The organism is Candidatus Methylomirabilota bacterium (genome assembly GCA_035709005.1).
GTDB lineage: Bacteria > Methylomirabilota > Methylomirabilia > Rokubacteriales > CSP1-6 > 40CM-4-69-5.
In genome coordinates, this window is sequence record DASTFB010000087.1 from 40,534 (window position 1) to 66,475 (window position 25,942).

Annotated in this window: 23 protein-coding genes and 1 pseudogene; 8 read left to right on the plus strand and 16 right to left on the minus strand. The window is 70.0% G+C overall.

Annotated features, from left to right (window positions below; all coding sequences use genetic code 11):
* Window positions 1-23 precede the first annotated feature (23 nt).
* The 6 genes from glgX to VFR64_15210 all read right to left on the minus strand — a co-directional run bounded on the left by glgX (window position 24) and on the right by VFR64_15210 (window position 7,081).
* The gene (gene glgX, locus VFR64_15185; protein ID HET9491084.1) at window positions 24-2,153 is read right to left on the minus strand and encodes a glycogen debranching protein GlgX; all 2,130 of its coding nucleotides are present in this window, start codon (window positions 2,151-2,153) and stop codon (window positions 24-26) included.
* A gap of 116 nt (window positions 2,154-2,269) precedes the next feature.
* Window positions 2,270-3,334 (minus strand): RNA 3'-terminal phosphate cyclase, encoded by a 1,065-nt coding sequence (gene rtcA, locus VFR64_15190; protein HET9491085.1) that lies wholly within the window; start codon window positions 3,332-3,334, stop codon window positions 2,270-2,272.
* Window positions 3,335-3,370: 36 nt separating this feature from the next.
* Window positions 3,371-4,798: a nicotinate phosphoribosyltransferase gene (locus VFR64_15195; protein ID HET9491086.1), complete on the minus strand. Its 1,428-nt coding sequence runs from the start codon at window positions 4,796-4,798 to the stop codon at window positions 3,371-3,373.
* Entirely contained in the window at window positions 4,795-6,093 is a 1,299-nt protein-coding gene (locus tag VFR64_15200) for an alpha/beta fold hydrolase (GenBank protein ID HET9491087.1), read from the minus strand. Before VFR64_15200 ends, VFR64_15195 begins: the two co-directional genes overlap by 4 nt.
* 74 nt (window positions 6,094-6,167) lie before the next feature.
* Window positions 6,168-6,701, minus strand: a complete 534-nt coding sequence (locus VFR64_15205; GenBank protein HET9491088.1) for a S16 family serine protease — start codon at window positions 6,699-6,701, stop codon at window positions 6,168-6,170.
* Window positions 6,698-7,081: a hypothetical protein gene (locus VFR64_15210; protein HET9491089.1), complete on the minus strand. Its 384-nt coding sequence runs from the start codon at window positions 7,079-7,081 to the stop codon at window positions 6,698-6,700. The genes VFR64_15205 and VFR64_15210 overlap by 4 nt, the downstream gene beginning before the upstream one ends.
* Window positions 7,082-7,420: 339 nt before the next feature.
* Here VFR64_15210 and prs point away from each other — a divergent pair, with 339 nt between their 5' ends.
* Window positions 7,421-8,326 carry a ribose-phosphate diphosphokinase gene (gene prs / locus VFR64_15215; protein ID HET9491090.1) on the plus strand — a complete coding sequence of 302 codons (906 nt, stop codon included), beginning with the start codon at window positions 7,421-7,423 and terminating at the stop codon, window positions 8,324-8,326.
* 17 nt (window positions 8,327-8,343) lie between these two features.
* On the opposite strand, the pseudogene VFR64_15220 reads toward prs, so the two are convergent.
* A pseudogene (locus VFR64_15220) lies at window positions 8,344-9,716 on the minus strand (hypothetical protein).
* A gap of 197 nt (window positions 9,717-9,913) precedes the next feature.
* Between VFR64_15220 and VFR64_15225 the strand changes: the two are divergent.
* The 4 genes from VFR64_15225 (at window position 9,914) to VFR64_15240 (ending at window position 12,854) form a co-directional block, all read left to right on the plus strand.
* The gene (locus tag VFR64_15225; GenBank protein HET9491091.1) at window positions 9,914-10,294 is read left to right on the plus strand and encodes a DUF2267 domain-containing protein; all 381 of its coding nucleotides are present in this window, start codon (window positions 9,914-9,916) and stop codon (window positions 10,292-10,294) included.
* Window positions 10,295-10,329: 35 nt separating this feature from the next.
* Entirely contained in the window at window positions 10,330-11,724 is a 1,395-nt protein-coding gene (locus VFR64_15230; GenBank protein HET9491092.1) for a sigma-70 family RNA polymerase sigma factor, read from the plus strand.
* Between the two features lie 178 nt (window positions 11,725-11,902).
* Window positions 11,903-12,274 carry a hypothetical protein gene (locus VFR64_15235; GenBank protein ID HET9491093.1) on the plus strand — a complete coding sequence of 124 codons (372 nt, stop codon included), beginning with the start codon at window positions 11,903-11,905 and terminating at the stop codon, window positions 12,272-12,274.
* A 163-nt stretch (window positions 12,275-12,437) separates the two neighbouring features.
* The gene (locus VFR64_15240) at window positions 12,438-12,854 is read left to right on the plus strand and encodes a CBS domain-containing protein (protein HET9491094.1); all 417 of its coding nucleotides are present in this window, start codon (window positions 12,438-12,440) and stop codon (window positions 12,852-12,854) included.
* Window positions 12,855-13,119: 265 nt separating this feature from the next.
* Here VFR64_15240 and VFR64_15245 read toward each other — a convergent pair whose 3' ends face one another.
* The 3 genes from VFR64_15245 to VFR64_15255 are packed head-to-tail and all read right to left on the minus strand — an operon-like array spanning window position 13,120 to window position 15,374.
* On the minus strand, window positions 13,120-14,238 hold the full coding sequence (locus VFR64_15245) for a Glu/Leu/Phe/Val dehydrogenase (GenBank protein HET9491095.1): 1,119 nt from the start codon (window positions 14,236-14,238) through the stop codon (window positions 13,120-13,122).
* 4 nt (window positions 14,239-14,242) lie between these two features.
* A complete protein-coding gene (locus tag VFR64_15250) occupies window positions 14,243-14,926 on the minus strand; it encodes a hypothetical protein (GenBank protein HET9491096.1) in 684 nt (227 codons plus the stop codon).
* A 16-nt stretch (window positions 14,927-14,942) separates the two neighbouring features.
* Window positions 14,943-15,374 (minus strand): CBS domain-containing protein, encoded by a 432-nt coding sequence (locus VFR64_15255; protein ID HET9491097.1) that lies wholly within the window; start codon window positions 15,372-15,374, stop codon window positions 14,943-14,945.
* Window positions 15,375-15,611: 237 nt separating this feature from the next.
* On the opposite strand from VFR64_15255, the gene VFR64_15260 reads away from it, so the two are divergent.
* The gene (locus VFR64_15260; protein HET9491098.1) at window positions 15,612-16,748 is read left to right on the plus strand and encodes a CapA family protein; all 1,137 of its coding nucleotides are present in this window, start codon (window positions 15,612-15,614) and stop codon (window positions 16,746-16,748) included.
* Window positions 16,749-16,869: 121 nt separating this feature from the next.
* Here the strand turns inward: VFR64_15260 and VFR64_15265 are convergent, their stop codons facing one another.
* Genes VFR64_15265 through VFR64_15280 form a run of 4 tightly spaced genes read right to left on the minus strand, consistent with a single transcriptional unit; the run spans window position 16,870 to window position 19,819 of the window.
* The gene (locus tag VFR64_15265; protein HET9491099.1) at window positions 16,870-17,433 is read right to left on the minus strand and encodes a CBS domain-containing protein; all 564 of its coding nucleotides are present in this window, start codon (window positions 17,431-17,433) and stop codon (window positions 16,870-16,872) included.
* A gap of 45 nt (window positions 17,434-17,478) precedes the next feature.
* Complete coding sequence (locus VFR64_15270) at window positions 17,479-18,924, minus strand: RtcB family protein (protein ID HET9491100.1); 1,446 nt, start codon at window positions 18,922-18,924, stop codon at window positions 17,479-17,481.
* Window positions 18,925-18,931: 7 nt separating this feature from the next.
* On the minus strand, window positions 18,932-19,360 hold the full coding sequence (locus VFR64_15275) for an archease (protein ID HET9491101.1): 429 nt from the start codon (window positions 19,358-19,360) through the stop codon (window positions 18,932-18,934).
* A 15-nt stretch (window positions 19,361-19,375) separates the two neighbouring features.
* Window positions 19,376-19,819, minus strand: a complete 444-nt coding sequence (locus VFR64_15280) for an Hsp20/alpha crystallin family protein (protein ID HET9491102.1) — start codon at window positions 19,817-19,819, stop codon at window positions 19,376-19,378.
* Window positions 19,820-20,042: 223 nt separating this feature from the next.
* Between VFR64_15280 and ald the strand changes: the two genes are divergently transcribed.
* The gene (gene ald, locus VFR64_15285) at window positions 20,043-21,143 is read left to right on the plus strand and encodes an alanine dehydrogenase (protein ID HET9491103.1); all 1,101 of its coding nucleotides are present in this window, start codon (window positions 20,043-20,045) and stop codon (window positions 21,141-21,143) included.
* A gap of 22 nt (window positions 21,144-21,165) precedes the next feature.
* Here ald and VFR64_15290 read toward each other — a convergent pair whose 3' ends face one another.
* Complete coding sequence (locus VFR64_15290) at window positions 21,166-23,583, minus strand: xylulose 5-phosphate 3-epimerase (protein ID HET9491104.1); 2,418 nt, start codon at window positions 23,581-23,583, stop codon at window positions 21,166-21,168.
* Window positions 23,573-24,718, minus strand: coding sequence for an acetate kinase (locus VFR64_15295; protein ID HET9491105.1), 1,146 nt, complete (start codon window positions 24,716-24,718; stop codon window positions 23,573-23,575). Before VFR64_15295 ends, VFR64_15290 begins: the two co-directional genes overlap by 11 nt.
* 189 nt (window positions 24,719-24,907) lie before the next feature.
* Here VFR64_15295 and VFR64_15300 point away from each other — a divergent pair, with 189 nt between their 5' ends.
* The gene (locus VFR64_15300; protein HET9491106.1) at window positions 24,908-25,936 is read left to right on the plus strand and encodes a TRAP transporter substrate-binding protein; all 1,029 of its coding nucleotides are present in this window, start codon (window positions 24,908-24,910) and stop codon (window positions 25,934-25,936) included.
* Window positions 25,937-25,942 lie beyond the last annotated feature (6 nt).

Genomic DNA, 25,942 nt, shown 5'->3' on the forward strand with positions numbered 1-25,942 from the left:
TCATCGTCTCCTCCCCAGTGGGTTCACGCCCGGGCCGCCCGCAGCAGGACGAGCGCCTTCGGCGGCACAGTCAGCTTGGCTCCCTGTCCCGCGCGCCCGCCCGTCCCGGCTTCGCTGCTATCGATCAGCACCTCCCAGTCCAGGCCGGGGTGCGGGTCGGGCAGCGTGAAGGGCACGGGCAGGTCGTGCGCGTTCATCAGGACGAGCAGGGTATCGCCGGTGATCGGCTCCCCCCGCTCGTCGACCTCGTCCATGGCCTCCCCGCACAGGCGGAAGCCGAAGGCGGGCAGCGCGACGGCGCGCCACTCGGCGTCGGCCATCTCGCCGCCGTCCGGGCGCAACCACGCCAGGTCCTTCATCCCGGCCGCGCAGAGCGGACGCCCCTGGAAGAACTTGCGGCGCCGCAGCTCGGGGTGGCGGCGCCGCAGCCGGATCAGTCGCCGCGTGAACTCCAGCAGGCGCCGGGCACGGTCGTCCAGGTTCCAGTCGCACCAGGACACCTCGTTGTCCTGGCAGTACGCGTTGTTGTTCCCTCGCTGGGTGCGGCCAATCTCGTCGCCGCCGGTGAGCATGGGCACGCCCTGCGACAGGAAGAGCATGGCCAGGAAGCTCCGCATCCGGCCCTCCCGCATGGCCAGGATCGTCGGATCATCCGTCGGCCCCTCCACGCCCCCGTTCCACGAGTGGTTCTCGTCGGTGCCATCCCGGTTGCCCTCGCCGTTGGCCTCGTTGTGCTTGTGGTTGTAGCTGACGAGGTCGGCCAGCGTGAAGCCATCGTGGGCCGTCACGAAGTTGATGCTCGCGTAGGGACTGCGACCATCGTCCTGGTAGAGGTCGCTGGAGCCGGTGAGCCGATAGGCCAGCTCGGCCAGCTGACCCCCTTCACCGCGCCAGTAGCGGCGGACGGCGTCCCGGTAGCGGCCGTTCCACTCCGCCCAGCCTATGGGGAAGTTGCCCACCTGGTAGCCGCCGGCAGCCAGATCCCACGGCTCGGCGATCAGCTTCACCTGGGAGATCACCGGGTCCTGGTGGATCACGTCAAAGAAGCTCGCCAGTCGGTCGACGTCGTGCAACTCGCGCGCCAGCGTCGCGGCCAGATCGAAGCGGAATCCGTCGACGTGCATCTCCAGCACCCAGTAGCGCAGGCTGTCCATGATGAGCTGCAGCGTCCGCGGATGGGTCATGTTCAGGGCGTTGCCGCACCCCGTGTAGTCGACGTAGCGACTGGGGTCGTCCGGGCGCAGTCGATAATAGGCGGCGTTGTCGATACCCCGGAAACAGAGCGTCGGGCCCTGGTGATCGCCCTCGGCCGTGTGGTTGTAGACGACGTCCAGGATGACCTCGACGCCCGCGTGGTGCAGGGTCTTCACCAGCGTCTTGAACTCGCGCACCTGCTGGCCCCGGACGCCGGAGCTGCAGTAGCGCGCGTCCGGGGCGAGAAACGCGATCGAGTTGTACCCCCAGTAGTTGGTGAGCCCCCGCTCGACCAGGGCTCGCTCCGACACCGCCTGGTGAACGGGCATGAGCTCCACGGCGGTCACACCCAGCGCGCGCAGATGATCGAGGACCGGGGGACAGATCAGCCCGGCGTAGGTGCCGCGCAGGTCCGGGGGCACTCCGGGATGGCGGGCCGTGAACCCCTTCACGTGAACCTCGTAGATGACGGTCTGATTCCACGGAGTCCCGAGCAGGTGATCGTCCCCCCACGGGAAGCTGGGATCGATCACCACGCACTTCGGGATGTCGCCGGCATCGTCACGGTCGTCGGGTAGCACCTCTCCGCCGGGACCCGACCGCTGACCGAGCAGGGGGTCGCTCCAGGTCACCGTGCCCGCGATGGCCTTGGCGTAGGGGTCGAGCACGAGCTTCGCGGGGTTGAAACGATGACCCGCTACGGGCGCCCACGGGCCGTGGACGCGATAGCCGTAGAGCTGGCCGGGGCCGGCCTCCGGAAGATAGACGTGCCAGATCTGGTCCGTGCGCTCACGGATCGGGATCCGTGCAATCTCCCGCCCCGCATCGGCGGGGTCGAACAGGCAGAGCTCCACCCCCGTCGCGTGCTCGCTGAAGAGCGCGAAGTTGACGCCGGAGCCATCCCAGGTCGCGCCCAGGGGATAGGGACGACCCGGCCAGGCCCGCAGTGGCGTCACCACGCTCGACCGAGGTGCAAGGAGGCGGCCAAGCCCGGCCAACCGCCTACCACTCGCCGAATGGGCGACTTGGCTGCCGGGCCGTCCCCCACTCCGCCTGCGCTGCGGTCGCAGCCGCCTCAGTGGGGCGCGAAGGGGACACTGGATGGAGGCTCGATCAGGACGCGGGCCGGGCGGCCGTCCTCCAGCGTGATCCGGGCGGCGACGAAGTGCTGGACGAGCCAGACCACCGTCTCCAGGTGGGCCGAGACCCGTGGACAGGTGAATGTCGAGCCGGTCCGGCCGAGAGCCAGGAATGGCACGAGCTGGTCGGCCAGGTGCTCGTCCACAGCCGCCTTGCTCGCCATCCAGGCCAGGAGCTCATCCACAGCCACCTCGGCGACCTGTTCGGCCGGCAGCCCCCGCCGGCCCAGCGCGGAGAAGCCAGCCCGACCCCGCAGCGCCAGGAAGAGCACCGTGCCCGGCCCGAGCGCCCCCTGGTCTTCCTCCACGGCGATCGACGCGCTCAGGCCGGCCGCCAGCAAGCGCTCTTCGGCCCGGCGGCGTTGCCGCTCGGCGATCGAGCGCGGCAAGCGGGAGACCGCGGAGAGGCCCACCACCTCGGGGTGCGCCGGCGGCGTCTCGAGCACGAGGCCCTGCACGTCCGAGGCAGGTTCGACCGCCGCCTCGATCTCTCCTCCACCCGCCGGATACCAGCCCCAGCGGCGCAGGGTCACCGTGGCGTGGATGCCGGCCGGCGCCAGCGCGGGCAGGAATACATGGCTGAGGTAGTGAACGGGCGGACTCCAGGGCACGTGGGTCCCACCCACGAGGGTGATCCGTGACGGCGTGCCGGCGAAGGCCAGCGGCAGGAGCACCGTCTGTAAGATGAGGCTCACCGAGCCGGCGCTCCCCCGGATCGCCCCGACGTCGAAGCGATAGCTTCCCCCCGCGGGCGCGCGCGGGGCGAAGGTCAGACACGTCGAGTCGAGCCGGTCGCCCGTGACTTCGGCGGCGCTGATCGCGGCCAGCGCCCGGACCGCCGCCAGGTGCTGAGGCTGCAGCCCTGGCTTCGGCCGGCGGACCCGGATGTTCGTGAGGCTCAGCGTCCGGCCCAGGGCGACGGCCAGGGCCAGGGCCGCGCGGAGCACCTGGCCGCCGCCCTCACCGTGCGAGGCATCGAGCGCGATCACGGGGTCCTTCATCGGACCAGACGATCGAACTGCTCGCTTTCCCGGGCGTCAGCCGTCGGCGTGACCGGCGTCGGAAAGAACGCTGGCGACTTCGGCAGCCTGGGCCTCCGCCTCCAGCGCCCGTTGCATCGCGAGCAAGCGCCTGCTGGGCCGGACGCTGTAGCTCGCCGGATCGCGCAAGCGGCGGACGGCGCCGGGCAGCGCGGCGATCTGGGCTCGAGCGTAATCGCGAATAGCCGGCAGCGACGGCAGTGGGTCCACCAGCGCCCCGCCGCGCATGACGGGACGCAGCAACGGCTCGCCGCCGGCCGGGGCCGGCTCCTCCCGCAGCGCCACCACGTCGCTCGCGAACCCTCCATCGGCTCCCCGGAATCGGTACACTTGCTTCTCGCCGGCCAGCGTCGCCTTGCCTGCGCTGAGCTTGAGGACGTTCCGCCCGGCGTAGCTGACGATCTTGTAGGCCATGTCGAAATACGGCGCATCAGCCGAGACGTTCATACGGGTGCCGATCCCGAAGGCGTCGATGGGGGCGCCGGCATCGAGCAGCGTCTGCACCGCATCCTCATCGAGCCCGCCGCTGACGAAGATGCGGACGTAGCCGAGACCGGCCTCGTCGAACAGGCGCCGGACTTTCTTGCTGAGGCTCAGGATGTCGCCACTGTCCAGGCGCACCGCGGCCAGGCGGTGGCCCCCAGCCTCCAGCTCCCGGGCTACGGTCACGGCCTTGTGGGTGGCGGCCACCGTGTCGTAGGTGTCCAGGAGCAGCGTGGTGCCGGCGGGGAAGGCGCGGGCGAAGGCGCGGAACGAGTCGATCTCGTGGGCAAAGGCCTCGATGTACGAGTGCGCCATGGTGCCGGCGGGCGGAATCCCGTAATAGAGACCGGCCAGGACATTGCTCGTCATCTCGGCGCCGACGATGAAGGCCGCTCGCGCGGCCTTCAGGCCGGCGTCGATGCCGTGCGTGCGGCGCAGGCCGAAGTCCACGACGGGCCGGCCCCGGGCCGCCAGCACGCTGCGCACGGCCTTGCTGGCCTGCAGCGTCTGCAGGTGACAGAAGTTCAGGATCGCCGTCTCCACGAGCTGCGCCTCGATGATCGGTGCCGTGACCTCCAGCAGCGGCTCGTTGGCGAACACGACGGTGCCCTCCGGCACGGCCCGCACCGACCCCGTGAACCGTAGCTCGGAGAGGAAGTCCAGAAACGCGCGGTCGAAGCCCCCGAGCGAGCGCACGTAGCGGATGGCCGCCTCGGAGAACTGGAACTGCCGCAGGAACTCCAGCACGTCCTGCAGGCCGGCCGCCACCAGGAACGACCGGTGCGGGGGCAGCTTGCGGACGAACAGACTGAAGGTCGCCTCGGCTCGCATCTGCTCGCGGAAATACGAGGCGGCCATCGTGAGCTCGTACAGGTCCGTGAAGAGCGCGGCATCGCGCAGCGTGAGCGGCCCCGAGCTGTACGTCCCGCACGGACACGTCATGCCAGATGCTCCCTCATCCAGCTCACCGTGAGCGCGGTGGCCCGGGCCAGCGCTCCGGGGTCTTCGAAGAGATGGTCGCCCCGGGGCACCACCTCGAGCCGCTGGGGGCCGGCCAGCCGGGCCCCGAGCTCTTCGTTGGCAGCGCGGGTGGCGACATCGCGCTCACCGACCACCAGCAACGTCGGCACGCGGACCCGGGCGGCGGCGTCCTCGGCGCCCGCGGGGTTGGCCGAGCGCAACGCCAGGGCGCGCACGCGCCGATCGGTGGCCGCGACCTGCAGCGCCGCGGCCCCGCCCGAGCTGGCCCCGGCGATGCCCAGGCGGTGCGCGTCGAGCTCATTTCGGGCCTGTAACAGGTCCAGGGCCGCCCGCAGATCATCCGCCTGCTGGGCCAGCGTGCTCTCGTCCTCGCTGCCCTCGCTCTCCCCCTGCCCGGTGAAATCGAAGAGAAAGGCCGCGATTCCGGCGCCACGGAGGGCCTCGGCGGCGGCGCGGTTGCGCGGACTCGCCTTGCTGCTGCCCCAGCCGTGGGCGAACGCGACGGCCGGGTGCGGCCCGGCCCCTTCGGGCAGCAGCAGCTCGCCGGCCAGCCGGTGGCCGCGCGAGCTCCTGAACGACACGCGCACCCCTGACCGCGGGGCGCCCCCGCGCGGAGCCTGTTGCCTGGCTCCTTCCAGCATGCTCAGCACGGCGTCATCGGCGACCGGGGAGAAGTCGACGTAGTAGGCCCCCACGGCCATGAACAGGGGGTCGATCACCAGGCTGACGAAGTGATCGGCCACGCGCCGAAAGCGCTCGGCCGCCTGCGTCGCCGAGCAGGGCACGGCGATCGTGACCTGGCTGGCGCCGTGCCGGCGCGCGTAGGCGAGCGCCGCCCGCATGGTGAGGCCGGTGGCGAGCCCGTCGTCCACCAGCACGACGTGGGCCCCCGGCAAGTAGTGGGCGAGCGGCGGTACGCGATAGAGGTCCATGCGCCGCTTGATCTCGGCGGCGACGCGAGCCTTCGCGCGGTCGATGTCTGCCGGCTGCAGGCCCAGAGCCTCGACGGTCTCCGTCTCGAGGATGACCTCGCCGTCTTCGTCGAGCGCGCCGAAAGCCAGCTCGGGGGCGACGGGCGCCGTGAGCTTGCGTGCATAGACGACGGTGAGCGGGAGGCCCAGCCTTTCGACGATCGGCACGGCGACTGCGACCCCCCCTCGGGGGATCGCCGTCACCACGGCGGGAGGGGTGACAATCGAACGCAGCCGGTCGGCCAGGATTCGCCCGGCCTCGGCACGATCCCGAAATGGGGTCATTGTGTCCCTGTAGGAATATGGCAAGGCGTCGTTGTCCGGGGCCGCCGGCGAGCCTGGGTCGATCCGATCGTGTCTCAACTCCGTTCTCCTTTCGTTGCCGACACGGTTCGGCCATCGCCTCGCATCAACCGCAGCCGGGCGACGTTCTCGGTCAGGGCCCGCTCCACCGCGCCGTTGACGCTGTCGGCAGGAAACTGTCCATCCGGCCCGCGCTCGCCGGCCGGCCGCCCCGAGAGCATGCTGAGGCCCTCGTCCACCGTCGAGACCACGTACACGTGGAACCGCTCCTCGCGGACCGCCTGCACCAGGTCCTCCCGAAGCATCAGGTGGCGGGCATTGCCCTCCGGGATGACGACCCCGTGCCGCCCGTCGAGGCGCCGGGCCCGGTAGACGTCGAAGAAGCCCTCGATTTTCTCGTTGATCGCCCCTACCGGCTGGATCCCGCCCTGCTGGTTGACCGAGCCGGTGACGGCCAGGGATTGCGTGAGGGGAATGCCGCTGAGGCTCGACAGCAGCGCGTACAGCTCGGCGGAGGAGGCCGACAGCGCCAGCGGACTCTGTCGGGCGTAGGGCCCGGCCAGGAACCCCGTGAGGCGGTGGGCGGTCACGGGCGCCCCTCGTCGAGGAGCGTGATCGTCGTCGCCACCACACGCGATCCCTCGTAGACGCAGTCGACCGTTACGACGTCCCCCTCGTGCAAGCCCCCCGGATCGAGTGGCTCCTCGGTCCACTCGCCGCGGTCGCGGCCGGGCGCCTGGGGCGGGCGTCTCACCCGCACGGACACGGCCGCGAGCTCGACGACGATCGGACGGCGAATGACCTCCAGCCCGCGCACCGTCCACCACTCACGAAGCTCGCCCAGGATGATGGTCCCCGCCTCGCGGTCGACGCCGAGGACGACGCCCGAATACCTGACGGTCTCGGCTGCGTGCGACACAGGGCCGAGAACGAGCGCCATGAGCAGCGGGCCGCTCAGCCGCCGGATCAAAACCCGAATGGCGATCCTCCTGTCGTGGGCTACCGCAGAGGCGCACCCCGCGGCTGAGGTGCATGGGCGGTGCCACGAGGTCCACGCCAGGAATTCGCGGGCTTAGCCGGGTGTGGTCAAGCGGCTGTGAGGGCAGGTGCAGGCACGTGTCCCGCGGCCGCCCCACCCTGGGGCGCCGGGGGCGGGACGGGAAGCGAGCCTGTCCGGATTTCCGCCCAGAATCCACGACTTCGCCCCGCCCGGCCGTGGCAGCGCCATTGCACAAAGCGAGAGCACCATGCTGGCGAAGCTACGCCACCACCCTGGCGACTCCTGCCCCTGAACGCGGGACGGTGTGACGTGGTCCTGTTCACGCTTCCGCCGCACGAGAGACTGGGTGAGGCTCTGGGTCGTCTCGGCGGACTCGCGCGAGGCCGAGCCTGCATCGAGCGGTTCCCCAACCAGGAGCTTCACGCCACCGTGGACGGCGCGGTCACCGGGCGACATTGTCTGCTGTTAGGGGCCCTCGCCCCGCCCGACGAGCACCTCCTGGCGACGCTGCTGCTCGCGCACACGCTAGCCAAGGAGGGCGCCCTGACCATCACGGCTCTGCTTCCTTACCTCGGTTACGCCCGACAGGACCGGCAGGAGGTCGGCCGGAGCCTGGCGGCGGCATGGACCGGCGAACTCCTCCGCGCCAGCCGCGTCGATCGCGTCGTCACTGTCGACGTGCACAGCGGCTCCATTCACCGGCTCTTCCCGATTCCCGTCTGCTCGCTGTCCCCGGCCCCCGTCTTCGCGGCCGAGCTCGCCCGCCTGGGCTTTGGCGATCCGACCATCGTGGCCCCGGACGAAGGCGCGCTCGAGCGCGCCGAGGCCGTCCGGCAGGCCGCCGGGATCGACCGCCCGCTCGCCCACTTCACCAAACGCCGGACAGAGGCGGGGATCGTCCACTCGATGCTGCACGGAGAGGTAGGCCGGCGAGTCGTCGTGGTGGACGACATCCTGGATACGGGTGGCACCCTCGTATCGGCCTGCGAAGCCCTCCGCTCCGCCGGCGCCGAGGAGATCGTCATCATGGCCACCCACGGACTCTTTACGGGGACGCGCTGGCAGGCGCTGCCATCGCTCGGTGTCGCGCGGATCTTCTGCACGGACACGACTCCCCTGCCGGAGCGTGCCGCGGCCGCCGGGGTGGTCGTTCTTCCGGTCGCAGAACTCATCGCCGCGCACCTTCCGGTGGTCAGGCGAGAATACCGGGCATGACCAGTCCGTAGACGGTTTCACTCGCTTTCCGGAACGAGCGCGAGCTGCCGCAGCCAGACGGCAGCCCCGGCATCGCTCGGCGCCCGCCAGTCCCCGCGCGGGGACAGAGAACCTCCGGAGCCGACCTTCGGGGCATTGGGGATGCAGCTCCGCTTGAACTGGCTTTGCTCGAAGAAGCGGCGGAGGAAGACGGCAAACCACGCGCGGATCTCCCCGACGGCTCGACCCTGGCCGGCCGGGTGCCCGATGTCCCTCAGCATCTGCAGGCAACTGGGACGAATGTCGATCTCATGCGCCGCGCAGCCAATGGCGGCCATGAGACGACGAGCCTGCTCCAGTGTCCGCGCGGTTGTGGCGAAGCCCGGCATCGTGTAGGCGAGGATGTGCGAGCGGGGTAGCCGAGCGCGTCCATGGCCTGCGCGCACACGAGCAGCGCGTGGGTGGAGTCGAGGCCTCCGGAGATCCCGATGACCAGCCGCTCGATCCCGGCCGCCCGCAGGCGTGTGACCAGCCCCTGGACCTGGATGTGGAAGACCTCGGCGCACCGCTCGTCACGTCGGCGGGGGTCGCTGGGCACATACGGAAAGCGCTCGTAGGACCGCTCGGGCAGGAGCCGCCCGGAACCGGGCAAGGCGAGATCGACAGGTACCCGACGGAACTGGCTCAATTGGGAACGGTGGTGTTGCAGATTGTTGGGGAAGCTGGTCTGCCTCATCCGCTCCTGGCCGAGCCGGTCCGCCGTGATGAGCTGTGGCGGGTCCGCGAACCGTTGTGACTCGGCCAGGAGGTTGCCATTCTCGTAGATGAGGGCCTGGCCGTCCCAGGCCAGATCGGTGGTCGACTCCCCGGGGCCCGCGGCCGAGTAGAGGTATGCGGCCAGACAGCGCGCTGACCGGCTCGCCACCAGCTGGTGGCGATAGTCGGCCTTGCCGATCGTGATGTTGGAGGCCGAGAGGTTCAGAAGCACGCTGGCCCCGGCGAGCGCGGCGTACGAGGAGGGCGGGATCGGTACCCACAAGTCCTCGCAGATCTCCACGTACATCGTGAGTCGGCGCTGTGCCTCGACCTGGAAGAGAAGGCGGTTGCCGAAGGGGACGCCCCGCTGGTCCAGCAGGGTGAACAGGAGCAGACAAGCCCGGCGCTCGGCTGCCTCGCGCATAAGGCCCGCCGCCTGTTCCTCGTTGAACGCCGGATCGGCCACCCGCACAGGCGGGATGGCCACTGCCACGCGGACGAAGTCGTGATTGTAGAGATTGAAGAATGCCTCCCCCGCTCTCAAGCGGATGCCTTCTCGCGGGCGCAGAGGCTTATCGCCATCCTGCCGCCCGCTCAGTGCGATCGCTCCGCCAAAGTCTGCCTTCGCGGCCGCCCCTTGGAGTCGCGACTGCATCGCGACTTGGATCGCCCCCGCATGTCCAGGGGGCGCGACGCCCGCGCCCCAGTGGGGCGCCCGCGGGACAGTGTTCTGGGGATCGACCGGGAGTAGTGCGCCGCTGGCTATAGAGTTCGAGGTTGGCAGGCCACCTGCAGGGGTCCGGGTGCCCAACCAACCCGGCAGGAGGAAGCGATGAAGGTCGTGGGAGCCGTATGACGAAGGAGCAGTTCCTCGCCCAGGTGCAGGCGGCCGAAGGGCCGGCCGATCGCCGGGAGGCGGAGCGCTGGTCGAAGGCGGTCCTGACCGCGCTGAGCCGCCTCGCTCCCGACTCCGAGACCCGGCGCCAACTGATCACCCAGCTCCCGGGCTTCCTCAAGAGGCCATTGCTCGCCGAGACGCCCCACGCCCTCCTCATGGATGGCGAGGCGCTGATCCAGCAGGTCGCTGCCGACCTGGATATCCGGGCTCCCCTCGCCGAGCGGGCGGTACGAACGGTCTACGGCGTGCTGCGCCAGGCGGTCAGCGCGGGCGAGCTCGCCGACTTCGAGGCCCGGATCCCGCAGGATGTGGCCCGACTCCTCAAAAGCATGTGAATCCATCGCCGACCAACCGACATCTGAATGGTGCTATGACGTCGAGAACCATCGATCACGACGTGGATCCGGACCTCACGGTCGACGTCGCCTCCACCGGGGCAGCCGACGTGGCAGAGGCCCCCTGGGAGGAGACCGAGGAGCTGGAACTCGAAGGGGAGGAGGAGCGCGTCCGCGCGGCCGACTCCTTCGCCGTGTACCTGAACCAGATCGGCAAGATCCCCCTGCTCACCGCCAGGCAGGAAGTGGAGATCGGCCGCCGCATCGAGGCGGGACAGTTCGAGCTGTGGACGGCTCTGGCCGGCATCCCCTTCATCGTACGGTCCCTCGTCGAAATGGCAGCCCGCGTCAAGACGGGAGAGGTCGCCGCGGAGGAGGCGATCGTCCTGCCGGAAGGCGGCGAGCTCGGCCCGAAACAGCTCGAGCCCGTCATGAGGGGCTTCGCCCGGATCCGCCGCCTGGAGGCCGAGAACGCCAGGCTTCAGGCCTCGCTGGCCGACGGCCGTCTGTCCACGGCGACTCGACGGAACTACCGCGCATGGATCGCCGCCAATCGCGCCGCGATCGGCAAGATCGTGGGACAGCTTCCGCTGCACCCCAGCCTGCTCGACGACCTCGTCCGCCAGGCCCGCGAGGCGTTCAGCGGTGGCCGCGACGTCGGCCTGCCGCGCGAGGAGGTCGCGGCCCTGCTGTCACGAGTCACCAAAGCCGACGAGGCGGTCCGGCTGGCCAAGCGGCAGATGGCCGAGGCCAATCTGCGTCTGGTGATCTCCATCGCCAAGCGGTACCGGCACAGCGGGCTTTCCTTGCTCGACCTCGTCCAGGAGGGCAACCTGGGCCTCCTCAAGGCGATCGATCGCTTCCAGTACCGACGCGGCTTCAAGTTCTCGACGTATGCCACCTGGTGGATCCGCCAGGCGATCACGCGGGCCATGGCGGACCGCGGCCGCACGATCCGGATGCCGGTGCACGTGGTCGAGCGCCTCAACAGGGTTTCTCGGGTTCGCCGGACCTTGACGGCCCAGCTCGGTCGCGACCCCAGCGCCGAGGAGCTGGCCCGCCGCACGCGGATCCCGGCCAAGAAGATCCGGCTCGTCCTCGACGCGGCCCGCCAGCCCGCCTCGCTGGAATCCCCCATCGGCGAGGGCGTCGTCCTGGGCGACGTGCTGGCCGACCCTGCGGTCGCCTCGCCGGTGGACGATCTCCTGGCCGAGGATCTCACCGTCCACGTGGGCCAGGCCCTGACCAGGCTGACCCCCCGAGAGCGTGAGATCATCAGCCTCCGCTTCGGTATCGGCGACCGCGAGACCCTGACGCTGGAGGAGATCGGCCAGCGGCTCGGCCTCACACGTGAGCGCATTCGCCAGATCGAGGTCCAGGCGCTCCGGAAGCTCCGCCGGTCCCCCCTCGAGAGCTTCACGCAGAACTAGGGCCCTGCCCCGTCCCGTCGGGCATCGGCGCACACCGGTGTCCCGCCATCGCCCCACGCGGCCTCACCGAGGCGGCGCCGTCCCCTTTCAATTTAATTCGGCGCGACGCGGCCGTAGACGAAGCGGCAGGTTCTGGCAGTCTGGTTGCACCAGCAGGACGCCGCAAGGAGAGACGGCCATGCTCGACAATGCGACCTACGACCTCATGGAGACCGTCGCAGTTCTGTCCAAGGGCCTGCATCGCTACGAAACGTTCCAGCGTGACGCTCGGGACTGTCCGGAATGCCTGCAGATCTGGACCTACATGCGGAAGACCGAGGAAGACCGCCTGCTTCATCGACGCCAGATCCGGCGGAACCCAGACATCGACTGGCACCCATTCGAACGTGTACCGGAACACCTGCGGCGACTGCGTGGCGGTGTCCTGCAGCTGGCGGACGACCCAACGGGAGTCGAGAATGGTCCGTACTTCCAGCATGCCCGTACCCCGGTCGGCATGACGAGGGGGTCTCGTCGCCGAGCGCCCGGAGCCGGGCCAGGAGGGTTGTAGTCATGCATAACCTTCGACCTCGCTGGCAGGAGGGCCGATCAATGTGCATTTGCGGGCACGCGGAAGCGAACCACAGCCCCATGGGTCGGTGCCGGGTCCCCGGCTGTCCCTGCGAGCACTTCGAGCCGATTCCCGAGATGCCGTTGCCAGCGCGGGGTCTCGCATGAGCCGCCGCGCCGACCAGGGACAGGTGCGCGACTGGATGACCAGAGCGCCCGTGACCGTGACGCCGGAGACCTCCGTCGGCGATACCGCCCGCCTCATGCGCTCACGAGAGATCCGCCATGTCCTGGTCACGGAGGGCGAGCAAGTCGTCGGGATTGTTTCCGACCGCGATCTCCGCGGCCTCCCGCAGGAGGCCCAGCCGGGCCCGCCGCCCGGCGCACCGGTCGCCCGGGTGATGAGCGAGCCTCCCCTCATCGTCGAGCCGGATACCTCGGTCACGGTCGCGGCCCGGGCGCTCCTCGACAGCCGAATCGGCGCCCTGCCGGTCGTCGACGCCGGGCGGGCAACGGGGATCTTCACCACGGCCGACGCCCTGGAGGCGTTGCTGGCGTGGATCGAGGCGCGCGAGCCCTGATGGGCGGCACTCCTCAGTCGAGCCTGGGCCAGACTCCGCACCGGCACCCTGGATGAAACGGCGGAAGCTCGTTCGCACACCAGGCAGTCATCGCCCGCCATGACGACCTCGGCCTCGCGAATCCCGGAGGCGAGGTAGTCTCACACCGCGTGCTCCTTCGACGAGATCACCATGATCGTGTGGGGGAGGGCGTCCAGACGTGTTCGAGGCCTCGAGGGTCGCCGGCATGCCTGCTGGAGGTTTCACCGCGCTACAGGCGCCGACCTCAGAGGATCGAGAAGCGCCGGTAGCTCATCGCTTGCTTGACCTGGGCGGTCGCCAGGTCCACCGCGGCGCGCCGCGGCGCGATGCGCGTGGCTCGGACGGCCTCGAGTACGGCGCTGGTGTTCGCGCGAATCTTCTCCTCGATCGCGTCGAAGGCCGCGACGGGGGTCGCCCCGCGGTATTCCATCGCCGCGCAGATGACCCCGCCGGCATTCGCGATGAAATCGGGAATGACCAGCACCCCGCGTTCGTGCAGGGCCTGCTCCGCGCCGACCGTGAACGGAATGTTGGCGCCCTGGACGACCAGGCGCGTCTTCAGCCGACCCACGTTGTCCTCGCGGACGACGTCGGGGCGGGCGGCGGGAATCCAGATGTCGCACCCGATATCGACGATCGCGTCCCGCTCGAGGCGGCGGCCGCCGTCATAGTCGACGACGCTCTTGCCGGCGTCCTTCAGGGCAGCGAGCCGCCCCACGTCGAGGCCGGCCGCGCTGTGGACCGTTCCCCGGGAATCGGAGACCGCGATCAGCACCGCGCCGCGCTCGGCCAGAAAGCGGGCGCTGTGCTTGCCGACCGCGCCGAAGCCCTGGATGGCGACGCGGGCGCCCCGCAGGTCGAGACGGCAGTGCGACGCCCCCACCTCGGTGGCGTGCCGGATCCCCCACCCCGTGGCGCCGAGCTCGTCCAGCGGGATCCCGCCCAGGGCCGACGGCAGCCCCACGGCCCGACCGATCTCGTCCTTGATCCATGCCATGCAGGTCTCATCCGTCCCCATGTCGGGACCGAAGATATAGTCGTCCTCGTGGCGCAGCGCGTGGGCGAAGGCGCGAATGAGACGCTCCTTCTGCTGGGCGTCCATGCGAGGATCGCCACGCAGCACGGACTTGCCGCCTCCGTGCGGCAGCCCGGCGGCGGCATTCTTCAGGGTCATCGCTCTCGCCAGGCGGGCGCACTCGTCGATGCTCACGTCAGGGGCCATACGCAAGCCGCCGAGCGAGGGGCCGCGGGCGACGTTGTCGACGACCAGCGCCGCCTCCAGCCCGAGCCTCGGCTCGCGGACCTGAACCACCTTCGCCGGGCCCAGATCGTCTGCGAACGCGAGCCAGCTGCCCAGGGCCATCACATCAGACTCGCCTACGCCGCGTCGGTGTGGCTCGGGTCACGGCCCCACGCGGGGTGGTGCTGGCACCCCACCGGGCTTCGCGTGCCCCGGAGCGAATAACGAAACATTGCCCATCGACGGCGAACTCTCCGAAGGAAAGCTGCGCCCCCCGGTCCACGGCCCGGAGGGTCGGTCGCCCGATGTGAGCGAACACGAGCCGTCTGACCTCACACGCCCGGGCTTTCCGGGCCACGTGCACGGCATCGAGATGCCCTCCCACGCCTCTGGCAAACCGGATGGGGCGATCCCAGCCGGCGGCCTCGGCGAACATCAGGTCGGCACCGCGGGCCCAACGCGGGAAGATGAAGAATTCCGGCGCCCAGACGACGACCCGGGCGGCGGCTTCGATCCGGTAGCCATAGGTCAGATGACTCGTGTGAACGACGCGGCGCCGCACGATGCCCAGTCCATCCCGGCGAAACGTGACCGCCCGAGGAACGAGCTTCCAGGGCCCAGCGAGACGCCGAATGTCGGTGATCAGCTCGGCGTCCTCGTCGGTGACCAGCCAGGCATCCAGCCTGCCCCGGGGGACCGCGCCGGGGCCGCCATCGAGCATCACGCGAACGCCCGCATGAGCCACCAGGAGACCGGCCGGCGCATACCGGGGTGAGTTCTGTGCGCCGACGCCGAGCGTCACCAGGCGCATCCTCGCTCGCTGAGCCTCACTCCTCCTCGAGCATGGCGTAGAGCCCGCGGAGCACGTCGATGTAGCTGAGGATACCCACGACCTCTCGCGTGTCGGGCTCCACCACCGGCATCGCTCCGACCCGGTGCTCGAGCAGAAGCTCAACCACCTCGTCCAGGTCGGTGTCCGGCTCGACGGCGATCACGTCCGAGGTCATCACGTTGACCACCGGGGTGGCCAGCTCCCTCCGCAGGGCCTCCGCGCCCTCGCCGGTGAGAGCGCGGGCAAGGTCCAGGCGGCCCAGGTCACGATCGCTCAGCATGCCTACCAGAGCGCTGCCCTCGACCACCGGTACGTGGCGGATGTCGCGCTCGCGCATGAGGTCCCATACCTCTGCGATGCTCGCGTCAGGGGACACCGTCACCGGGTCAGGCGTCATCAGATCGCCAGCCGTCACGACTTCCTCCATGGTCTTGACCTCCTATCCGAGAACTGATGCCCCGCCCGTGCATCGGCGGTGCCAAGACCCGACCGGCCGACATTCCAGAGGCTTGCGCCGTCGTCCGTGCCCGCCGACCAGCCCTCGGCCTGTGGCCGAAGTTCCCCGGCCGGGGCGGCAGCGGGACATCGAGGCGATCCGTTCGGTCTCCCATCGCTCCCCCGAGCCACATCCGTGCGAGCATCTATCGAGAGGGAGGCGAGCAAGGTGGCTTCGGAACCAGTCGCGGGATCGTCCGCCCGCATCACCCTGTTTCTCTGCGGCGACGCCATGACCGGCAGAGGCGTCGACCAGATCCTGTCCCATCCGAGCGATCCCCGACTCCACGAGCCCGTGTTGAAGAACGCCCGTGGTTACGTCGAGCTTGCCGAGGCTCGCGGCGGGCCCATCGAGAGGCCGGTCGACGCCGCCTACATCTGGGGCGATGCCCTGGCCGAATTCGCCCGTGTCTCGCCGGATGTCAAGATCATCAACCTGGAGACTGCCGTCACCACCAGTAGCGAGTACTGGCCCGGCAAGGGGATTCACTACCGGATGCATCCGAGCAACGTGCCGTGCCTCACAATGGCGGGCATCGACGTCTGCGTGCTGGCCAACAACCACGTCCTCGACTGGGGGTACGCCGGGCTCCGGGAGACGCTGGAAACCTTGCAGCGAGCCGGCATCAAGACCGCCGGGGCAGGCCGCGATGCCGTCGAGGCAGCCGCGCCCGCGCTCGTCGAGGTCGCCGACAAGGGGCGCGTGGCGGTCGTTGCGCTCGGCTCCGAGACCAGCGGTATCCCGCCCGCATGGGCCGCGTCGGCCACCACGCCCGGCATCAATCTCCTGCCCGATCTCTCGCCCCGTACAGCCCGAGCCCTCGCGCGCGCCATGCAGGCGGTGAGGCGGCCCCGCACCATCGTGGTCGTCTCGCTGCACTGGGGGGAGAACTGGGGATATCGCATCCCACGGTCGCAGCAGGCGTTCGCCCGCATGCTGATCGACGAGGCCGGCGTCGACGTGGTGCACGGACATTCGTCGCACCACCCGAAGGCTATCGAGCTCTACCGGGACCGCCCGATCTTCTACGGCTGCGGCGACTTCCTCACGGACTACGAGGGCATCGGCGGGCACGAAGCCTTTCGCGGCGAGCTGGGCCTGATGTACTTCCCCACTCTCGACGTCCTGACGGGCCGGCTGGTCCATCTGGCCATGACGCCAACCCGGGTCGCCCGGTTCCGCGTCACTCGAGCCTTGCCCGAGGAGGCGCAGTGGCTCGGCGACGTCCTGACTCGAGAAGGCCAACGATTCGGCACCCGCGCGTCGCTGACCGAGGATCATGGCTTGACGCTGCGGGGGCCGTGAGCTCGGCGGCGTGGGCGCCATCAGCCCGCGATCGCGGGCTCCAGCCTGATCGGCGTGTCGAGCGAGGCCGAGACGAGGCGTCCCGCCTTGACCTGCGCCGGTCCGGCCTGGGCGCCCCGGCTCATCGGTATGCAAAGGCCCAGCGGTAGGGTTTGGCCAACGCCTCCTGGGTCAGCACGTCCTGAAATGCCTTCAGGACGTCGCTCTCGGTGATGATGCCGACCACCCGCTCGCCCTCTACCACGGGCAGCGCGCCAATCTTCTGCTCGTGCATCCGGCGTGCGGCTTCCCCGATGGTCGTGTCGGGACGCGCCGTGACGACGCCCCAGGTCATCACGTCCCGGATGGTGAGGCGGCCCAGGGCGTCGGCCACGCTACCGGCTCGGCTCTGGATGCTGGGATCGAAGATGACTTGCCGCAGGTCCCGGTCGGTCACGATGCCTACGAGCCGGCCTTCCCGGTCGATCACGGGCAGGTGCCGGATCTTCCGTGTCCTCATCATCTCGGCCGCGCCGCGGACCAGGGCGTCTGAATGAATCGTGGCGACCCCACGGGTCATCCGGTCCCGCACGCGGATCGCCGCCTCCGGCCACTGCAAAGCCTCCAGCTGATCGGCGTCCCGGCCGGGATGGAGCGGACGCCGCGTGCGGATCGCTCTGGTGATCGTCCGTTTCGGATGCCTCATCGTCGTCGTTTCCTCGTCGGCTCGCCCCCGAGCAGAGCGGGCGGGCTAGCCTTTGATGTTGCCGATCGGCGCCAGCGAGACTACCCGGCGCGAGATGTCGAGACGGTGGACCACGTCCACGACCTCGGTCAGGCTCTTGTAGGCGAAGCCGGCTTCCTCGGCCACGCCCGACTTCGACGCCGCCCGGATGATGATTCCCCGCGCCCGCATGTCCTTCATCAGCGTCTCGCCCCACACCTGGCGCTTGGCCTGCGTGCGGGACATGGTGCGGCCGGCACCGTGGGCCGTCGAGCCGAACGTCTCCTGCATGGCGTGGGCGGTGCCCACCAGCAGCGCGGAGCCCGTCTCCATCGAGCCGCCGATGATGACGGGCTGGCCGATCGCCCGGTACGCTTCGGGAACGTCGGGGGCGCCAGGCCCGAAGGAGCGTGTGGCGCCCTTGCGGTGGACCACGAGGTCCACGCTCTCCCCCTCCACGACGTGGCGCTCCAGCTTGGCCGTGTTGTGACAGACATCGTAGATGACCGAGAGCCCGAGCTCCCGAGGGTCGCGGCCCAAGACGCGCCCCATGACCTCGCGGACGCGGTGAGTGATCACCTGGCGGTTGGCGAAGGCGGTGTTGGCGGCGGCGTTCATGGCGCCGAAGTAGGCCTGGCCTTCGCGGGAGCGGAAAGGAGCGCAGGCCAGCTCGCGGTCACGCACCGTGATGCCATAGGTCTTCATCACCTGGTCGAAGGCGCGGAGGTAGTCGGTGCCGATCTGGTGACCGAAGCCCCGCGAGCCGCAGTGCAGCATGACGAGGATCTGCCCCGGCTCGCTGACACCCAGGGCGCGCGCCACTTCCGGGTCGTGAATGCCATCGGGCGGCACCACCTGGATCTCGAGATAGTGGTTGCCGGAGCCCAGCGTGCCGAGCTGATCCTTGCCCCGCGAGACGGCCCGGGCGCTCACGTGCGAAGGCTCGGCTCCGGCCAGACAGCCGCCGGCTTCGGTGGCGGCCAGGTCCTCGGGCCAGCCATAGCCGCGGCGCACGCACCAGCGCGACCCCTCCCGCATTACCTCGCGAAATTCGTCCTCGCTGAGGCGGACGAAGCCCTTGGCCCCCACTCCGGAGGGCACGGCGGCGAAGAGCGCCTCCACCAGCTCCGTGAGCCGGGGACGGACCTCGGCCTCGCTAAGCGTGGTGCGCAGCACCCGCATGCCGCAGTTGATGTCGAACCCGATGCCGCCGGGAGAGATGACGCCGCCGTCGGCCCGGAACGCGGCGACCCCGCCGATGGGGAAGCCGTATCCCCAGTGGCCATCGGGCATACACAGCGCGGCCCGGACGATCCCGGGCAGGCAGGCGACATTGGTCACCTGCTCGAAGACCCCTCGGTCCATCTGGGCGAGCAGCCGCTCCGAGGCATAGATGCGCGCCGGTACCAGCATGCCCGGCTTCTCGCTCGCCGGGATCTCCCAGATGCAGTCGCCGACCGGGATCGTCTTCATCGTCTCCTCAGATGTCGATGACCACGCGGGCCCACCAGCCCTGACCCCGCCGCTCGATGGCGAACTGGTGGAAGGTCACAGCCTTGGCATCGGCCCGCAGGGCGGTCCGCTTGCGGTCGATCGTCCCGCCCGTGAGGACGGCCTCCAGCCGGCACGGCTCCCCCTCGCTCACCCGGACCTTGACCCTGGGAAAGATCATTTCCTCCTGATCCTTGAGAAAAATCAACTCGGCCAGCCAGTCATAGAGCAAGAGATCGAGCGAGGGGGCCGTGAGCGTCACCGTCCGCTCCACCGTGGCCGCCACCGTGGCCGGATCGACCATCACCTCGGCCAGCGCCTGCGCCGCCGTCGCGAACAGATCGTCGAGATCGGCCCCCTCGACCTCGAGGGCGCAGTCGGCGATGGCCACGGCATCGAGAAACCGGTAGTGGCCCACGGCCCCGGAGCGTCCTCAGGACGCCTTGATCGGAATGGTCGTGCCCTTGGCCGCCGGCGTCTTGGGTAGCGTCACCGTGAGCACGCCGTCCTTGAAGCTCGCCGCCACCTTGCTGGCTTCCACGGCGGCGGGCAGCCGCATGGCCCGTGCGAAGGCCCCGTAGGAGCGCTCCACCCGATGGTAATTCTCGTCCTTCTCCTCCTTCTCTTTCGTCTTCTCGCCCTTGATCGTGAGGAGGTCATTCTGAAGCGAGACCTGGATGTCTTTCTGCTCGACGCCCGGGACCTCGGCCCGGACGACGTAGGCATCCTTGGTCTCGGAGAGATCGACCTTGGGGGCCCATTCGCCGCCGATCTCGAGGGCCTCCCATCCGGCGTCGCCCTCGAAGAAGCGGTCGAAGAGCCGGTCCATCTCCCGTCGCAGACCCGTCATCCCCGTCCAGGGGGCCAGAGCACGCATGCTGTCCTCCTTCTGGCGCTCACCGCGCCGCTCAGACGGGCTGCAACCGGGCTGCCAGGAAACAGTAACGCGATTTTGAAGAGTTGCCCTCCACGGTCCCCGTGGCGGCCGCGCGTCGGCTCCCCAGGCGGGGCATGCTTGCCCCAGAGCGTTCCGTACTCGACAGCGCCTGGCGTCCTGGCTACGATCGCGTCATGGCCGCCCCCACCGCAGGCGCCCGGCGATGATCGTCGGCGTGCCCAGAGAGATCAAGCCCGGCGAGCAGCGCGCCGCCCTGACGCCGGCCGGAACCCGGGCCCTCGTGGAGCATGGACATCAGGTGCTGGTCGAGCGCGGGGTCGGCGCCGGCAGCGGAATCCGCGACACCGATTTCGTGACGGCAGGCGCCGAGGCCGTCTCCCTCGAGCAGGTGTGGTCGGCGGCCGAGCTCATCTTGAAGGTGAAAGAGCCCATTCCCGAGGAGATTCCGCGATTCCGCTCGGGCCAGGTCCTGTTCACCTATCTCCACCTGGCCCCCTCCCCGGCGCTGACCGCCGCCCTGCGTAAGGCCGACGTGATCGCGATCGCCTACGAGACCGTGCAGCGGGCCGACGGCAGCCTGCCGCTGCTCACCCCCATGAGCGAGGTCGCCGGCCGTCTGGCCGTCCAGGAGGGCGCCTCTTACCTGAGCAAGGCGCGCGGCGGCCGCGGCATCTTGCTTTCCGGCGTCCCCGGCGTTCCGCGGGGCAACGTGGTCATCCTGGGAGCCGGCACCGTCGGCCTCAATGCCTCCAAGACGGCGCTCGGCCTGGGGGCCGACGTCTCGATCCTGGATGTGAATCTGGATCGCCTCCGCTATGTCGACGACGTCTTTCGCGGGCAGATCGTGACGCTGTTCTCCAACAGCTACAATATCGCGCGCGCCGTCGAGCGGGCGGACCTCCTCATCGGCGGCGTCCTCATCACCGGCGCGCGGGCGCCCGTGCTGGTGACCCAGGCGATGGTGGCCGCCATGAAGGAAGGCGCGGTCATCGTCGACGTGGCCGTCGATCAGGGCGGATGCGTGGCCACCACCCGGCCCACCACGCTGCTCGATCCCGTGTACACGGTGTCCGGTGTGGTGCATTACGGCGTCACCAACATGCCCGCCCTGGTGCCCCGCACGTCCACCTTCGCCCTCACCAACGCCACGCTCCCCTACGTCCTGCAGCTCGCCGCGTCCGGCCCCGCTCAGGCTGCCCGCGACAATCCGGCCCTGGCCAAGGGCGTCAACATCTGGCGCGGGCGCATCGTGCATCCTGCGGTGGCCGAGTCCGTGGGCGAGGTGGCGCTACCCCTGGAGTAGGCCCAGGCCGGGTTCGGCAGGCTCAGACCTCGTCGATGACGACGCCGTGAGGGGAGCGGCGGCGGTCGAGCGCGGCCCTCTCTTCGTCGGCGAGCAGCTCGGCCCGGTCGAGCCCCATCAGCCGGCCGACGGCAGCCAGACAATGCGCCCACGTCGAGCCGTTGATGAAGAGCAGGCCCTGCACGCTCAACGTCCCTCCGTGATTCGTGAAGCCCAGCGCGACCGTGTCCGGGCCCGTGTGCAGCGGCGGCAGGGCGCCGAGGAGCGCCTGGGGACGCGTATGGGTGAGGAAGACCCGCGCCGGCACGGTGTCCGGGTAACAGCGGGCCACGACGTCCGGGGAGGCCCGATGGCGCTCCTCGCCCTCGCTGCGGGCCGCCCGGAAGCGTCCGGGCTCGAGCATGTACACCACGGCGTGGGCGAAGCCTCGCTCGGTCAGGCGCTGCGACGCGCGGAGGACCTCGGTCAGCTGATACGCGCCCACGGCGGTCAGGATCACGCGCGCCTCGTCGGGGGAGTGGCCGGCCCAGTCGAGCCGCAGGGCGCCGTCGCGCAACAGGGCGCTCGCCTCGTCGCCGGTGAAGCGGTCGGGCACCGCCAGCTTGGGGACGACGAGCGTCCAGATCTGGCCGCACGTCCGGTAGACAGCCTGCATCACCGCGGCGGCCGTGTTGTAGTCCGCGGGGAACATCACGCGGGAGACGTCCGACGGCTCGCCCAGGAGAACTTCCGCCAGCGCCGGATCCTGATGGGACCGCTCGTTCTTGGCGTTCTCCCAGGTGTGTGAGGTCAGGACCAGCGGCACCGAGAGCCAGCCCGGCGGCCGGCCGGCCGCGGCGAGCTCGTCTGCGAAGATGATTTCCTGACGGACGGCGCCGTGCATCTTGGCCCCGAAGGCCTCGTACGTGACGATGATGTTGAGGCCGCCCTTGTTGCCCAGCGCCGCCGAGGCCACGGCTTCCTCGTTGAGCGCCGTGATCACCGCGCCCCCGACCGCCTCCGGGATTCCTTCCTCGGGATCGGTGACGCGGAACTTGAGGTTCTCCAGCGTCCGGAGCATGCGGTTGCTGCGCATCTCGTCCGGGTTGCCCACCCGCGGTCTGAGCCCGGAGTTGGCCTGGACGACGGCGAGGAAGCCCTCGTCGACAGCGGCCATGGGACTGGTTGTGGCTCCTCGGGACCCGTCGGCGCGATCCGCTGGAACCTGCCGGAACACGGGTTCGGGCGACTTCAGGAGGCTCACGCGACGGGTGGCCAGCGCGTGATCGCGCTCGCGGGGGCGCCCGGTGCGGCCGTGGCCCTGGAACGCCTGGGCGGCCCCCGCGAGCTCGGCCGGCGGCACCCGGAGCCGCCGCGCGTGCTCGTTGAAGCGTCGGGCCGCCAGGGCATCGGTGTGCGGGTTCGTGCCGAGAGGCAAGTTGTGGGCGAGGTTGGTCCCGGCGCCATAAAAGCCCGCACCCTTCGGGGCGACCGCGATCCCGTAGGGCAGGCGCACGGGGTATCTGGCCTGCCCGGCTTTGACCGCCGCGGCGGCCGCCTCCAGCCGCCGCTCGATCTCGTAGATCGCCCACACGAACGCCGCCGGGTCCCGCCCGTCGAAGACGAAGGGGTCGAAGCTGTTGAGCCTCAGGTGCCGGAGGAGCCAGGCGATACCCCCCTGCTGGGACATGGTCGTTCGCTGGTCGATCCGCCGGCCGTTGGCGATCATGATCGGCGCGACCAGGCCGGAATCCTCGGCCCGCCACCAGCGCGGTGCCCAGTCGCCGCCGCGCTGCTCCTCGAAGGCCCCGTCGCTCAGGAACACCACCAGGCACTCGCCCGGCAGTGGCATGTGCACGTACTGCAGCTCGGCGAACCCCAGGTAACCGCCTTCGGCCAGCCCTCCGGCCGTGTGGGCGTTGACGTGGCTGCCGAGCGGTGAGTCCTGACGCCCGTCGTCGCGCAGCCGATACGAGTAGAAATCGCGGACGTAGCGCGTCAGGCCCTCGTCGGAGACGGAATAGCGCTCGGCGTGGGCCCGCGTCATGTTGCCCACCAGCAGGTTCACGGAGTCGACGGCGGCCACGCAGTGGCCCTGGCCCATGAGCCAGGCGCGCGTGGTGCCCGTGAGCGCGTTGACCGCCAGGTACCCCGTGTAGGCGGGCACCATGTTCAGGGCCCCGCCGGTGTGGCCCTCCGGCGAGGGCTTGAAGTCCTCCGGGCGCAACGGGCGGCCATCCAGGTAGACGTTGCGCGCATACGTCTCGTGGACGACGAGCCACATGCCTGCGCTGGCGATGCGGTCGGCGGCGAGCAGCAGCTCGTAGACGGGCGTCCCGTCGCCCTGCCCGCCCTTCCGCGACAGCGCTTCCACCATGGCGCGGATGCGCCGCTGGGTCATCGACGTGTGGCGGATCGGCCCGTAGCCGCTCGTCCACCGGGTGTCGGCATTACCGTTCACGGAGCGCCTCCCTCGTCTCGCGCGCGATGATCGCCTCCTCGTCGGTGGGGATGACGAATACCCCGATGCGCGATGTCGCCGTGCTGATGCAACCCTCGCTGCCGATGACCCGGGCGTTGCGCGCCTCGTCCAGCCGGAGTCCGCACCACTCCATCCCGGCGCAGATGCGGGCGCGCACCGGGGGCCAGTGCTCCCCGATTCCGCCGGTGAAGACGACGGCGTCGGCGCCGCCGAGGGCGGCCAGGTACGCGCCCAGATACTTCCGCGCGCGGTAACAGAAGATCTCCACCGCCAATTGGGCCCGGGGGTCGTGCTGCTCCCCGGCCAGCAGGTCCCGCATGTCGGCGCTCACGCCCGACAAGCCGAGGAGCCCGGACCTCTCGTTCAGCCACCGCTCGACCTCGGCCGCGTCCACGTCCTCCTTGCGGACCAGGTAGCCGACCAGCGCGGCATCGAGATCACCGGCGCGCGTACCCATCACGAGCCCCTCCAGGGGCGTGAAGCCCATCGACGTGTCGATCGACGTGCCATCACGGATGGCCGCGGCCGAGCACCCGTTGCCCAGATGGAAGACCACGAGACGCGCGCCGTCCGATGGCCGCGCGAGCTCCCGATACCGCTCCACGACGTACCGGTAGGACGTCCCGTGGAAGCCGAACCGGCGGACGCCGTGCCGTTCCGCCAGCTCGTAGGGAATGGCGTACCGGTAGGCGTGCTCCGGCAGGGCCGCATGAAACGCCGTATCGAACACCGCAACCATCGGGACCTCCGGGCCCAGCACCTGGCGGCAGGCGCGGATCGCGGCCAGGCTCGGCCGGTTGTGGAGCGGGGCCAGGTCCTCGAGCGCCTCGATCGCCGCCACCACCTGGTCATCGATCACCGTGGGTCGGACGAAGCTCCGGCCGCCGTGCACCACGCGGTGGCCGACCGCCTCCACGGGAGAAGCATCGGGGACGGCCTGGACCCGCTCGACGACCCGGCGGACCGCCTCGCCGTGATCCGTCTGGCCGCCGGCCACTCCGATTCGCTCGATCACGCCCCGCAAGATCTCGCGCCCCACCGCGTGCGGGCTCTCGAACCGGCTCAGGCGGAACTTCAGGGACGAGCTTCCCGCGTTCAGCACGAGCACCCTCATGACGCCCGTCGCGGGAATGCCCCCCGCCCTCTCGAGCCAACCGTAGAGACGAAGGCGCCCTCCGTCAAGCCGGACCGCGCCGGCCAGCCGTCCATGCCTCGAACGCGCTTGACAGCACGTCCATGCCTCACTAGCTTACCGGTGCCCGGGCCGGCGCGCCGGACCGAGGCGACACCCAAGGAGGCGCACATGAAGCGCTGGAGCCTCGCGGCCGCTCTGCTGATCGCGCTCGCCCTCCCGCCGGCGCCCGCGGCGGCCCAAACCGTCACGCTGAAGCTGAGCCACTTCGTGCCGCCGGTTGCGCCTCCCCACGCGACGTTCCTGGCCCCGTGGGCGGCCAAGGTGGAGAAGGCGTCCGGGGGCCGGCTCAAGATCCAGATCTACCCGTCCATGCAGCTCGGGGGCACGCCGCCCCAGCTCATCGACCAGATCAAGGACGGCGTGGTGGACATCGGCTGGACCCTCCCCGGCTACACCGCCGGCCGTTTCCCGCGGACGGAGATCTTCGAGATTCCCTTCCTGCACACCAACGCGCTCGGGACCACGCTGGCGCTGCAGGACTACTACGAGAAATATCTGCGCGACGAGTACAAGGATTACCACGTGCTGCTGCTGCACGTCCACGGCGGCACGCTGGTCCACGCCAACAAGCCCATCCTCAAGCTCGAGGACTACAAGGGGTTGAAGATCCGCACGGCGAATCGCGCCGGCAGCGTCTATCTGCGCGCGGTGGGGGCCAACGCCGTGGGCTCCCCGGTGCCCGAGGTCCCCCAGATGCTCTCCAAGGGGGTGATCGATGGCGCCCTGCTCCCCTACGAGATCGCCCGCCCCCTCAAGATCCACGAGCTCGTGAAGTACCACTCGGAGCTCGCCGGCCCCCAGCCCCGCCTGGGCACCAGCGTGTTCCTGTTCGCGATGAACAAGAAGAAGTACGAGTCGCTGCCCGCGGATCTCAAGAAGGTGATCGATCAGCATTCGGGACGCCACATCGCCGCCTGGGCCGGCCAGAACTGGGACGACATCGAGAAGCCGGGCAAGGAGGCCGCGCAAAAGGCCGGCAATCAGTTCCCGGTGATGCCCGTGTCCGAGGTCGAGCGCGTGCGCGCGGCCGTCAAGCCCGAAATCGCGAAATTCTTGAAGGAGCTGTCGTCCGCCGGTTTCGACGCCAACGCGGCGTACGCCGAGGCCCAGAAGCTGGTCAAGAAGTACACGAAGTAGCCCACG

Coding starts and splice junctions, on each gene's coding strand:
- VFR64_15225 (HET9491091.1), top strand. CDS start 9,914: ATGACGAAGGAGCAGTTCCTCGCCCAGGTGCAGGCGGCCGAAGGGCCG.
- VFR64_15300 (HET9491106.1), top strand. CDS start 24,908: ATGAAGCGCTGGAGCCTCGCGGCCGCTCTGCTGATCGCGCTCGCCCTC.
- VFR64_15200 (HET9491087.1), bottom strand. CDS start 6,093: ATGACCCCATTTCGGGATCGTGCCGAGGCCGGGCGAATCCTGGCCGAC.
- rtcA (HET9491085.1), bottom strand. CDS start 3,334: ATGAAGGACCCCGTGATCGCGCTCGATGCCTCGCACGGTGAGGGCGGC.
- ald (HET9491103.1), top strand. CDS start 20,043: ATGATCGTCGGCGTGCCCAGAGAGATCAAGCCCGGCGAGCAGCGCGCC.
- VFR64_15255 (HET9491097.1), bottom strand. CDS start 15,374: ATGGAGGAAGTCGTGACGGCTGGCGATCTGATGACGCCTGACCCGGTG.
- VFR64_15195 (HET9491086.1), bottom strand. CDS start 4,798: ATGACGTGTCCGTGCGGGACGTACAGCTCGGGGCCGCTCACGCTGCGC.
- VFR64_15230 (HET9491092.1), top strand. CDS start 10,330: ATGACGTCGAGAACCATCGATCACGACGTGGATCCGGACCTCACGGTC.
- VFR64_15280 (HET9491102.1), bottom strand. CDS start 19,819: ATGCGTGCTCTGGCCCCCTGGACGGGGATGACGGGTCTGCGACGGGAG.
- VFR64_15245 (HET9491095.1), bottom strand. CDS start 14,238: ATGGCCCTGGGCAGCTGGCTCGCGTTCGCAGACGATCTGGGCCCGGCG.
- VFR64_15235 (HET9491093.1), top strand. CDS start 11,903: ATGCTCGACAATGCGACCTACGACCTCATGGAGACCGTCGCAGTTCTG.
- VFR64_15295 (HET9491105.1), bottom strand. CDS start 24,718: ATGAGGGTGCTCGTGCTGAACGCGGGAAGCTCGTCCCTGAAGTTCCGC.
- VFR64_15265 (HET9491099.1), bottom strand. CDS start 17,433: ATGAGGCATCCGAAACGGACGATCACCAGAGCGATCCGCACGCGGCGT.
- VFR64_15250 (HET9491096.1), bottom strand. CDS start 14,926: ATGCGCCTGGTGACGCTCGGCGTCGGCGCACAGAACTCACCCCGGTAT.
- VFR64_15240 (HET9491094.1), top strand. CDS start 12,438: ATGAGCCGCCGCGCCGACCAGGGACAGGTGCGCGACTGGATGACCAGA.
- VFR64_15270 (HET9491100.1), bottom strand. CDS start 18,924: ATGAAGACGATCCCGGTCGGCGACTGCATCTGGGAGATCCCGGCGAGC.